The organism is Methanobrevibacter sp. TMH8, assembly GCF_020148105.1.
GTDB lineage: Archaea > Methanobacteriota > Methanobacteria > Methanobacteriales > Methanobacteriaceae > Methanobinarius.
The window spans coordinates 23915-36346 of record NZ_JAHLZE010000034.1 but is presented as its reverse complement, the minus strand read 5'-3'; the positions used below and the strand labels follow the sequence as shown (position 1 = coordinate 36346).

11 protein-coding genes are annotated in these 12432 nt (G+C 27.1%); 2 read left to right on the top strand and 9 right to left on the bottom strand.

The genetic code is table 11. The annotated features are described in order from the left end of the window. Positions 1 to 300: 300 nt before the first annotated feature. Both aroC and KQY27_RS06920 read left to right on the top strand, forming a co-directional pair. Positions 301 to 1425, top strand: coding sequence for a chorismate synthase (gene aroC, locus KQY27_RS06925; protein WP_224425844.1), 1125 nt, complete (start codon positions 301 to 303; stop codon positions 1423 to 1425). Between the two features lie 110 nt (positions 1426 to 1535). Next, positions 1536 to 2108 carry a hypothetical protein gene (locus KQY27_RS06920; RefSeq protein ID WP_224425843.1) on the top strand — a complete coding sequence of 191 codons (573 nt, stop codon included), beginning with the start codon at positions 1536 to 1538 and terminating at the stop codon, positions 2106 to 2108. Between the two features lie 101 nt (positions 2109 to 2209). On the opposite strand, the gene mtaA is transcribed toward KQY27_RS06920, so the two are convergent. The 9 genes from mtaA to KQY27_RS06875 form a co-directional block, all read right to left on the bottom strand. Next, positions 2210 to 3265 (bottom strand): methylcobamide:CoM methyltransferase MtaA, encoded by a 1056-nt coding sequence (mtaA, locus tag KQY27_RS06915; RefSeq protein WP_224425842.1) that lies wholly within the window; start codon positions 3263 to 3265, stop codon positions 2210 to 2212. A gap of 137 nt (positions 3266 to 3402) precedes the next feature. Then, a complete protein-coding gene (locus KQY27_RS06910; RefSeq protein ID WP_224425841.1) occupies positions 3403 to 5031 on the bottom strand; it encodes a methylamine methyltransferase corrinoid protein reductive activase in 1629 nt (542 codons plus the stop codon). Positions 5032 to 5326: 295 nt separating this feature from the next. Then, a complete protein-coding gene (gene mtaC / locus KQY27_RS06905) occupies positions 5327 to 6148 on the bottom strand; it encodes a methanol--corrinoid protein MtaC (RefSeq protein WP_224425840.1) in 822 nt (273 codons plus the stop codon). A 25-nt stretch (positions 6149 to 6173) separates the two neighbouring features. Then, positions 6174 to 7559, bottom strand: coding sequence for a methanol--corrinoid protein co-methyltransferase MtaB (gene mtaB, locus KQY27_RS06900; protein ID WP_224425839.1), 1386 nt, complete (start codon positions 7557 to 7559; stop codon positions 6174 to 6176). A 289-nt stretch (positions 7560 to 7848) separates the two neighbouring features. Beyond that, the gene (locus KQY27_RS06895) at positions 7849 to 8721 is read right to left on the bottom strand and encodes an MBL fold metallo-hydrolase (protein WP_224425838.1); all 873 of its coding nucleotides are present in this window, start codon (positions 8719 to 8721) and stop codon (positions 7849 to 7851) included. 385 nt (positions 8722 to 9106) lie between these two features. Then, positions 9107 to 9829, bottom strand: coding sequence for a hypothetical protein (locus KQY27_RS06890; RefSeq protein ID WP_224425837.1), 723 nt, complete (start codon positions 9827 to 9829; stop codon positions 9107 to 9109). Between the two features lie 32 nt (positions 9830 to 9861). Beyond that, a complete protein-coding gene (locus KQY27_RS06885; RefSeq protein ID WP_224425836.1) occupies positions 9862 to 10575 on the bottom strand; it encodes a hypothetical protein in 714 nt (237 codons plus the stop codon). Positions 10576 to 10608: 33 nt separating this feature from the next. Further along, positions 10609 to 11334, bottom strand: coding sequence for a hypothetical protein (locus tag KQY27_RS06880; protein ID WP_224425835.1), 726 nt, complete (start codon positions 11332 to 11334; stop codon positions 10609 to 10611). 38 nt (positions 11335 to 11372) lie between these two features. Continuing rightward, entirely contained in the window at positions 11373 to 12356 is a 984-nt protein-coding gene (locus KQY27_RS06875; RefSeq protein ID WP_224425834.1) for a hypothetical protein, read from the bottom strand. Positions 12357 to 12432: the final 76 nt, after the last annotated feature.

The following is a 12432-nucleotide window of genomic DNA, read 5'->3' as shown; positions in this document are numbered from 1 at the left end:
TTAACTTAATTTTTCTTTTATTTATTTTTATATTTATCTAAGATTTAAATTCTTAAAAAGTTTATAAATTATTAAAAAATTTAAATTATATATTTAACATATCTTTCAAAAATTAATTAAAAAATTAATTATATTAAATCAACTAAAAAAAGAAATATAATAAAATACAAATTAAATATCAATTAAATACATTAATTAGATAAATAATTAATAACTAATTAATAACTAATTAAAAATTAATCAATTAATTTAATACATAATAATTATTTAAATTATTAATATTTTTTAAAAGGGAATTTTATGACTAATACAACCGGAAAGATATTTTCAATAACTAGCTTTGGTGCAAGTCATGGAAAAGCTATTGGAGCTGTTATTGATGGATGTCCAGCTAATCTTGAGCTTAATGAAGAAGATATTCAAAAAGAGCTTAATAGAAGAAAACCAGGGACTAGTTCAATAACAAGTCCTAGGAAAGAAGGAGACAAAGTACAGCTATTATCTGGAGTTTTTGAAGGAAAAACTGATGGAACTCCAATTACAGGAATTGTATTTAATGAAGATCAACGTTCCAAAGATTATAGCTATCTTAAAAATACCCCTAGACCAGGTCATGGGGATTTTAGTTGGATTCAAAAATATGGAAACTATGACTACAATGGAGGAGGTCGTGGTAGTGGAAGAGTTACTATTGGCCATGTAATCGGTGGAGCAATAGCTAAAAAACTCTTATCACAATTTGGAATTAAAATTATGTCACATGTTGTGCGTGTTGGAGATATTGAAGCTAAAAATGTTAATATAAATTTAATTGAAGAGATGGCTTCTCAAAATCCAGTTCATTGTGCTGATCCCAATGCAGCTAAAGAGATGGAAGAGTTGATATTAAAATATAAAAACAAAGGAGACTCTATTGGAGGAATCGTTGAAACAATAGCTATTGGAGTTCCAGTTGGTCTTGGAGAACCCATCTTTGGAAAACTTGATGGAGAGTTAGCTAAAGCACTGATGGAAATTGGTTCTGTTAAAGGAGTAGAAATTGGACTTGGTTTTGATGTAGCTACATCTACCGCATCTCAAATCAATGATGAATTTTATATAAAAGACCCTAATAATCTTAATGAAAAAACAGAAAAAACAACTATTGGAACAACTACTAACACTTCTGGAGGAATTTTAGGAGGAATTAGTAATGGAATGCCAATCGTTACAAGGATAGCTGTTAAACCAACTCCTTCAATATCCATGATGCAAAACACAGTTGATTTGTCCAAAAATGAACAAGCGAAAATTGAAATTAAAGGAAGACATGATCCTTGTATCTGTCCAAGAGTAACTGTTGTTAGTGAATCTGCAATGGCAATTGTCTTAGCTGATCATATGTTAAGGTCAGGGTTTATTCATCCTTCTAATTTAGATAAATGAATAAATAAAATAAAGATTTTAATTAAAATAAATTAATATAGATATAAATTTAATTAATTCTAGAAAATATATTAAATTTAAAAGATATATTGAAGATACAAGGTATAAAAATGGCATTAGAGAAAGTAAATAAAGCTTTAGAAGAAATAGGAGGAATTTTAAAAATAGAAAAACTTTCTAATGAAGATATAACAGCTATGATTGATATTGAATCTAATAGAGACAATGATATAATACCTGTTATTAATGAAGGGTTAAAAGAATGTTTTAGAAAAGATCATTCAATAGTTCTATTTAAAAATAGCCATTTTAGAATTCCTTCTAGTCCAACTTTGTTTCTTGTAACTGAAGATGGAAAAATACTAGGACATGATATATTTTCAAAAGAAGAAAAAGAAAAATATGAAAATGATGAAAAAGCTTATTTTTTAAGTGATGATTTTGTATTATTTAAAGAAGATATAGGAAATAAAGATTTTAAACCTAAAAAACAATACTTTATATTACCTCCAGTTGAATTTCCTGAATTAAATCATCTAGATATAGTTTCAGAAGTTATTTCATCTAGCCCTTCAACTGAAAGTGATATATATCTTAAAAGAAAGTATGGAATTCCAGAAGATCCTAAAATTGCAACCATAATTGTAAGTTTCTCTTTAAAAGATAAAACTGAAAATCAATAGAGAATAATATTTCAATAAAACAAGAACAACAATAAGAATAATAAGAATAATAATAATAATAATAAAAAAATAAAAACAAATAAAATTCTATCTAATTTTCATTAAATATCATAATATTCATTTCTAGCTTCTACCATTGCTTTAATATTCGCAATTGGAGATAATGGAGCTAAACCACAACTTGGTGCTAAAATATCTATACCATCATCTAAAGCTTTTTTAACTTCATCTTTAACATCTTCAACAGAACCAGTAAAGAGAGTTTGACTAGTAGAAATATTTCCAAGAATTACAGAAGAGCAAGATCCAGTTGTAGGTAAACATTTCCCACCTACACTTTGTGAAGAGCTTCTTTCAATTTCTTCTTTTGCTTTAACAATATCTACTTTTTCTTCAACACTTATTCCATCATAGCCAATACTAGCCATATCATGAATTATATTTTGAGTTGATCCACAGATATGAAGAACTTTTTTTTCATTAATAAATCCTGCAAGATCTTCTAACTTTGGTTTAGCAATAGATTTAAATTGTAAAGGATCTATTAACTCAGGAGATGCAGTTGGTTCAGCAACGCAAATAACATCAGGTTCAACTTCACTAAGGGCTTCTACATAATCCATACAAGCATCAAGAGAATTTTCAACAGCATCTTCAATTTCATCAGGGTCGGTTTTTAATAACCTAACCATGTTTTCAACACCAATTAAATGTCCAGTTAAAGTAAAAGGACCTGTAATTCCAACAATAATTGGAAGATCATCATAATTTTCTTTTAATATCTCAACTGCTTTTAAAACAGTTGGAATGCGGCCACTATCTAGAAAATCATCTGGAATATCAATATCATCTGCACTAGAAAATGGAGAGCTTGAAACTTGAGGAGGTTTATCTCTACCACCAAGATCTACTTGAGCACCCATTGCTTCTGCTTCAATAGTTAGACAAAATGGGATTCTTGCACATTCAAGACCTGCAAGTTCATATAAAGAGCTTCCTAACTTTGCCATTTTTTCTGGATCACTATGAGCTTCAGGCCAACTTGCCCCAGTTTTATCCATTGCTTCAGTGATTGCCAATTGTGTTACACTAACAACTGGTGTAAAGTCTACTTTTTCCCCTGAAAGTACTGATAAAAGATTTTCTTTTAGATTCACAAAATTACCTTCCTTATTTTATTAAATATCAAATATAATATTATTTATTATTTTAAATATTAGTCTATAATCATATTAAAATTTTATCATAATATAAAAATTAGTATATATTACTAAATTATACATTATTAAATTTTTCATTTAGATTTAGATAAGTTTAGAAATTTACCATAATCAAAAACTTTTTCAGGACAACCAATTACACATTTTTGACATCCTAAACCAGCACATTTATCTGTTCTAAGGAAAATTTTTCCATTTTCATCAATAGAAAGTGCATTTTCAGGACAATTCTTAATGCAATTTAAACATTTAGTGCATCCTTCAAATTGAGCTTCTAATGTTAATCCTATTTCAACTATAGATAAGCCGTTTGTACCTAGTTCAGGTATATCTCTTTCAAATATACGATGAATTTTTGGATCATTTTCTTTTGAAGGGATTGTTTGAAAACCATATTTTTCAAGCCATTGATTATATAACCAAAATGGCATTCCTTCTTCATAAACTGAAAGTTCTAAAGAATAAATTTTTTCAAATGTTTCAGATGTAGCTAGCATTATATGATTACTACGCATTTTATCAGCTATTGTTTGAAGTTCATTTAAAAGATTTGGGTCTAAAGCTATATCTTTAGCCATGTCAAGAGATGTATTTCCTACTTGAAAAATCTCTCTAGAAGAAGGAGGAATTTGTCCAATATTTAAGGATTTAATAGGATCAACATAAAATCCTGAAGCTCCAGCCATATAAACTGCATCAATATCATCTAAAAGAATATCTGCTTTTTCAGCTAATGTTAAATGAGCTGCTCTAAATGCTCCTAAAGCTTTTCCAATATTAACAATATCATCTTCAGTAAGATAAACATCATCTTGAAGATGAATTTTATGATCTTTAGTTTTTATTTTAGAATTAACAATTAATTCATCATTAAGACCAAGGCTAAAAGCAGCTATAACACCAGTACCAGTAATTCCCTTAGCTTTTACATTTTCACTTTTAGATATAATTTTACCATTAGAAGGATTTACAGTATCTCCTTCTGTAGTTATAAGATCATCATTTAAGACAATTGCCTTCCATTCATAACCCATATCTTCTAAATCGCAAATAGCTCCTGGTGAAGCAAGTCTTCCTTTGTTTATCATTTGCCCTTCAATAGCAGGGCCTGCAGCTGCAGAACACGCAAAAACTTCCCCATCAATGACTAAAGCCATTTCAGCATTGGTTCCAAAATCTGAAACTAAATAAATTCCTTCTTTTTCTAAAACACCTGTTTTATATAACATTGCAAGTGCATCAGCTCCAATTTCATGACGTATAGCTGGAGGAATAAAAATATCTGCATCTTCAGAAATTTCAAGTCCAATTTCTTTAGTATTTGTTATGGTTGCATTTCTTGAAGGGATTTCTATCTTTAGTCTTTTAGCAGCATTTTCACCCCAATAAGCTAAATCTTTAATTTCAATATTATGGAATAAAGAAAGTTGGATAGGGTTACCACATACAGCTACTCTTTTAACTCTTTCAAGATCTATATCTAAACCAGCTATTACTTTATTTATAGCTTCAATAAGAATATCGTGAGCAACTTCTCCCCCTACTTTTAATGCAAAATGGAGATGATCAACAACATTAGCACCAGGTAATGGATGTCTAAGTGTTATAGTTGTAGAAATAACTTCTAAAGAATCAATATTTAGAGCTTGAGCCCTAATTCCACTTGTACCAATGTCTATAGCAATTGCATAATTTTCATTCATTTTAAACACACAAATGTTTATTATATAAATATGCAAATTTGAATATTTAGAATAATTACATATTTACAAATTAATAATTCTAAATATAGTAAACTAATTATCAAATATACAAATAATTATCAAATATATTAAAATATATTACTAAATATATTACTAGATACATTACCAAATACTAGATATATTACCAAATATATCAAGAAAATGTATTATTAATATAATAAGCCAACTAAGATATAGCTAAGCTATTCAAAGATAAAATAACCTTTGTTTTTTATAAAAAAATAAAGGTACTCATTTAAGAGTACTCAGATACAAATTCTCCAACAATATCAGCATATTCTTTTCTAAGATCTTTCCAATCTTTTTTGTCCTTTAATATAGCATCAGCTAACTTTGGAGTATGATATGCTTCAACACCATAAACACTCATTGGGAAAGATTCAACATAATCTTTTCTTACTGCTCCACCACCACAACCAATAGGAACTTCCAAATTAGCATCTACAAGTGCTTTAACAACTTTAGGGAAAGCTGTCATAGTGGTTGTCATAAGTGCAGTTCCAGTAAGGAATATAGGATCATATTCTTTTACAGCTTCTACAACATCAATTGCAGGAACATCTCTTCCTAAATCAACAGCCTCATAGCCCCCAGCTCTTAAAAACATTACAACTAAGTTTTTGCCTATATCATGAGGATCTCCTTCAGCTACAAAAGAAACAACACTAGCTTTAGTTTCACTTTTATGTCCTAAAACTGCCTCACATTCTTTTACACTTTCCATCATTGCATCCCCAGCTAACATTAAATCTGGTAAGAAATAAATACCTTTTGTGTAAAGAACACTAACTGCATCCATTCCTTTCATCAAACCATTATTAATAATTTCAATTGGAGATATTCCATCATCTAATGATTTTTTAACTAAATTTATAGCTTCATCTCTATTTTCATGGAGAATAGTAAGTGCAATTGATTTAAAAGGATCATCTTTAGGAAGAATATCCATAACTTCCTCATCTTCTTCAGGTTTAATAGCAGGACCTTCTAACTCTACATTATATCTTAGAAAAACATTTCTTTGATTCATTCTATTTTCTAACTCTTCATAACTCATTTTATTACCTCCTTAATTATATTCCCTATAATTCATAGTTTTTAGGATCAAAATCAGCTACTTTCCGTGAGTATCTTCTAATACAGTCTTTAGTAAACTTATCAGCATCATCAGGTAGTTTTTCAAATATTTTTAGAGCACTATCTAATGAATCTCGTTCAAATCTTGTTAATTGCATTTTTTTAGCATCAACAGCCTCATTAATAATAGCTCCTGCTTCAATAGCAGCTGCTTTTGCTCTAAGGTAGTAATCATCTCCATATTCAACAATAGCTTCTCCAATTCTGTATGCATTATCATAAGCTAAAACCAATGCTTGAGGATCCCTATATTTATCTGCAAGAGTATAAAGGTCTCTTAAAGTTTTTCCTTCACCAGTTTCAATTGCAGTATTCATTAAAGCAGCTTCATATCCAGTTGCTTGTAACCAAACTTCAGGAGTAGTACCTCCCATTTCTTCCCTATGATACACAGATTCATTACTCCACATATCAGTAACTGCAGCTGCTAAATTACCCATCAAGTCAGAATGAGCACAAACTGCATCTTTACCTTCAGCAGAAATTGGAACACCACTAATAGCTTTCACTATAGGATTTTCATATCCACAATCTTTTAATGGACCCATTGCTCCACATTCAACAGCTACTAAGCTTCTTGCCCCTGCCATAGCTCTTGCAAGTGCAGCTAATGTATGAGAACAATCTTTGTCTATTAATCCACCAGCTAAAAACATTGCAGTATTAGCTTGAGAACAATCAGTATCCCCTCCAGGAATAACATTGTATTTTTTACATATAGGAACAATTTTATTCCATACATATTCCATATCTCTACTACCAAGAACACCTATACCAAAAAGAATCGCCTTAGGATCTCCTCTTGAAATACCATAATCAGATACAGACTTACCACCAGTAGTTTCAATAGATAAAATATTTGCACCACTAGCTGCACAAGCTTCCATAGATTCAAGTATTTTGTTAAAAAGGTCAGAGTCCCAAAAACCAGAATCTTTTTCTTCATCCCTAATATCTGCAGGTGTTGCTCTTAAAGCAGTTTTAACACCATATTCATCCGAATATTTTTCAAGCATTTCAACTTGAGCTTGAGTACATTCCCCTGCCCAATCAGGATTATATGTTTGTTGAGCTATATGTTCTTGTTCTAGAATAAATGCAGGTAAACCAATACTAACTGCCCTACCAGAAGCACTATGAGCAATATTTCTAGATTCTGAAATCATTTTCTCTTTAGATTCTTCTGTTCCTTCCCCCGGAGCCACATTTATCTCAGGAATTACATATCCTCCACCAATTTGCATATTTTCATTTATGGTTACTGGATATTTAGCATGCCCAAATAACATTTCATCAGGGTCTTTATACTCCATTTGAGTGAATTTTTTCATATTAATTCCTCCTTAAATAAGAACTAAGTGACTAATTATATGTTATTTATATTATTTATAATTTTAGATGGTTATTATTTAAATATAAAGATTCAATGAAAAGAAGAATATTAACCAAATATATTTATAAATAATAATAAATTTAACAAATAAAATTAGAATAAATTAAAATAAACTAAAATAAAGATAAATAAAGAGAAATAAATGAAAATAAAAGAAATTAACGGAAAATCTTATTGAAAAAATAAAAAATCTAAATTAATAAAATAAATTCATAATAAAACATGATTTATTTTTTATTAAAACGTTTACTAGATAATGTGAAGATATCATTATAGTTTCTATTAGGATTGTTGTCTATTTCTAATTTAGAAATTTTAAAGTCAATTGGATTTTTATCATTAATATTAATTTCCATTCCATCAAATGCAGCAATAGTTGGAACACCAGTTTCCTTTTTTATAAACTGTGCTTCAGAAACTGGATTCTCATTTAACATTTTAAATCCAAAATGAGTCATAATAGCTAAACTAGGATTCACTTCATTAACTAAATCCTTGAAATCTCCTGTAGACATATGACCCCTTATAGATTGATTACCCGGCCTAATAACACTAGCAATCAAAATATCTGCACCATTATGGTAATTAGATAATTTTTCAAAGTATGATGTATCTGAAGTATATGAAACAGTTAAATCTTCAGATTTCATCTGAAAACCTACACATGTAGGATCTCCATGAATAGTCTTAGTACCTTTTATCAATAAATTATCAATAATTTTGGACTTGTTAGGACCTAAAACTAATTTTTCTGATTTTCCAGTATGATATTTAGAAATTGATGGACCCCATTGTTTGTAACCATCAAAGACACTACGGCTACCCATTATAAGCCCATTTTCTTTGGTCATTCCCCGAGTCATTGCTTCTATAAGGACTTCGCCATCAGTATAATGGTCTGTATGAGCATGAGATATAAAAATACCATCTAATGAAGAAGGAGACAAACCAAATTGAAAAGACCTAACTAATGCACCAGGACCAGGATCAACATGGAAGTTTTTACCAGCCAAATCATCAATTCTAAAACCACCAGTCATTCTTTTCTGACTGATTGTAGTAAAACGTCCTCCACCGGTTCCTAAGAATGTTAATTTCATGATTCACCTAATATTATAACAAAGAATATTTAAAAATTATAATTCTTTATAATATTTTAAATAAATACTCTTAAATAATAATACACTTCTTTAAACAAAAATATTTTTATTAATTAAAAAAATAAATTCTTAATAGAAATATATATTTCAATAATACTTTATTTTACAAAGCTATAAATTTTACTGTAAATTTTTAATATTTTTTATAAAATTTAATATAATTTAATTAGCTTTTAAATAATTGTTTAACCCATAGACAAAGATTTAATTATTAAAAAATAGATAAAATGAATAAAATATTAAAATAAAAAAATAAAAGATAAAAAAGGAAAATTTAATAGAAATTTGTTAAAAAACTTTAAAGTTATTCTAAAAAATAAAAAAATTAATAGTAATATATTTTGAAATAATAAATACCAGTTCCTTCATAAGTTCCATATAAATTTACTGTTAAGCTATTTTTTCCATAACCTTTAAATGTTTTAAATTTTTGTTTTCCTGATTCCATATCATCGTAAAATGCTCTTACTGATTTTATTCTATATTTTTTACTTTTTGATGTTACTTTAAATTTCTGATATGTTATTGTAGACCATCTAATTCCAGATATCAAATATGAATAACCTTTTTGTGTTAATTTCACATTAAACTTTTTACCTTTAAGTTTTGCAGTATTTTTAAAATTACTATCTTCATTAAATTTAGTTGTTTCACTTTTAATTTTACTCTTAGTAGAATAAATTATTGTAATTTTAACAGGATCCATATCTAGAGACTTTATTATTATCCTATTTTTATTTTTAGCATTATATTTTTTAGAATAATATTTGCCCTCAAAATCAGAATATTTAATATTTACTGATTTTATTTTATATTTATTTTGATAAGATTTCTTTATATTAATTTTATAATAATTTTTATAAACATAATTTTCATAATCCTTATATGAAACTTCTTTTATAATAACAATCTTTTTATCATATACATTATCCGCCTTCTCTACACTAGAACCTCCCCAAATTTCTTCATTAGCTGCAAAACTGGTATTTAATGTAAATGCAAAAACCAGTACAAATATCCCAATTAATAAAAATAGTCTTTTATTCATTAAAACCACCATTCAAAATATATGCATTTTAATTAATAATAGTAAATTCTAAATCCACCAACCCAACTACCTTCAGAAGGCCCATATATTCTAGTAGTTAACTTAGTTTTGCCATATCCATTATAATCTTTAACTAATTCTATTCCACCAGGATTAAATAAAAAAACTTTAAAATTTTTTATTTTATATTTTATACTTTTTGTCACAATTTTAAGCTTTTGATAATTCGTTACCATATACCCACCCCAACCTGGTTCAAATTCAATATATCCCATTTCTTTAAGTGATATATTGGCATTTTTACCATAAAAATGTGAAATAGACTTCCATTTATGTTTTGTTTCTAAATTAAGAGTTTCTTTTTTAATTTTACCCTTTGTCTTATAGATAATTGCTAGTTTGTTAATAGAAACTTTTTTAATACTTAATTTCGCTTTAATCTTATTCTTTATATTATAAGTTTTATATTTAACTTCACCATTATCAATGTATTTAACCTTAATTAATTTTATCTTATATTTACTTTCATAAGCTTTTTTAACTTTGATAATCAAATAATTTTTTCCATTATAATTGTGATTCCATTCAGAAACGTGATTTAAATTTATAATCTTTTTATTGTAGCTTTCAATTTGATGAACTTTATATTTATCAATAGTTTCATTACTAGTTGCAAAACTAGTGTTCAATACAAAAGCAAAAAACAGTATAAATATACCAATTAACAAAATTACTTTTTTATTCATTAATACCACCTAAATAGGCAAATAATTACTTAATTAATAATAATATAATTTAAATGCATTAAAACTTATACCATCAAAAATTTTATTTGTTTTAACTGTGAGTACATTATTTCCATATCCTTTATATGTATTAACTCGTTCTATACTATCCATACCAAAACAAAATGCTTTTACTGTTTTAATCTTATATTTCTTATTTTTAGTTGTGATTTTGAATTCTTGATAGTTTGTCATGGGCCAAGGTCCATATAAATATGTGTTTATTGTATATCCACTTTTTTTAAGTGTTATATTAGCTTTTTTACCATAGAAATGAGTAGTGCTTTTCCATTTACTTCTTGATTCAAGATTTATAGTTTCATTTTTAATCTTACCTTTTGTATAATAACTTACAGTAAAACTATTAAGATAAACTCCAGATTTAAAGTTTAACTTTATTTTAACTTTATTTTTTATATTGTAAGTTTTATATACAGTGCCTAATTTTTCATTATAACATCTAACTCGTATTGATTTTATCTTATATTTATTTTTATAAGCAGTTTTAATATTAATATCTAAATAACTTTTTTCATCAAGTTTTTTACCCCATTCAGATACATAATCAGCCTTTATAATATTTTTATCATAGGTATTAATCTGATGAATTTTATAGTTGTTAATAGTTTCATTACTAGCTGCAAATGTAGCATTAGCTGTAAAAACAGCTATTAAAACAAATATTACTCCTATTAAAATTATCTTCTTAATTTTAAACAATTAATTCACCTAACCATAATTTTTAAATATAAAGCTATTTACTGCATACTGTTAGTAACTATATACCCATTTTTATCTGAAATAATTTGTAAACAATTATTGGACAAATCAAGATCTTTATTTTTATTTTTAATATAATCTAACATAATATATCCCCCAGAATAAGACTCTCCTTTAGATTTATGTTGAAGAATATTAATTATTTTTTTAGGTATAATTACTTTAATTGATTTTCCTTTTTTTAATGCAGGAATTTTAATCTTATATATTACTTTAGTATATTTATCTACCAAAATATAGCAAGGTAAAGTATATATAGTTCCAACATTTTTAACAGAGAGTAAATGCCCTTTACTACTTTTTCCAAGATCTTTTATAACTAAATCCCTATAAAATTGCTTATTATTTTTTAAGATATTCTTTTTACCATAAACAAATATCTTATTATGAATACCTACTTTATTACCAGTGATTTTATTACTATTACCTCTAATCTCAACTCCTTTCTTAAATGTATTAGAAATAACTTTATTTTTTCCACCAGAGATATATGATCCTGGCACATATATAGAACATCCTTTAAAAACCTTATTACTTCTAATAGTATTGTTATCTCCCTTAACCATCAAAAATCCTTTAATAGTATTTTTAACAATAATATTAGACTTACCTTTTACTAAAAAGTCTTTATTTACAATAAATCCACTTATTTTTGTATTTTTAAAAATTCGAATGCTTTTAACAGTGACTTTTCCACTAGTTTTTAGTGTGATAGATTTATTAACTTTTAAATTTAAACCATCATATTGCCCTGCCTTAAATATTACAGTATCTCCCTTAGCTAAAGGAGATACATTATTTTTAAAGAAACTATTTATACTTGATGTACTATTGTTAGTGCTTATTGTATAAGTTGCAGCATTAGCACTACCAATCATAGTAACAACCAAAATAACTACTATTCCAATCAACAATAAATAAAAAAATCCCTTTTTATTTGATTTATCAAAAATTTTAAACATTGTTAACAACTCCAATGCTATAAAAATTCCAAACATAAATGAGAATTTATATATTATAAAAATAAAAAATAAGAAA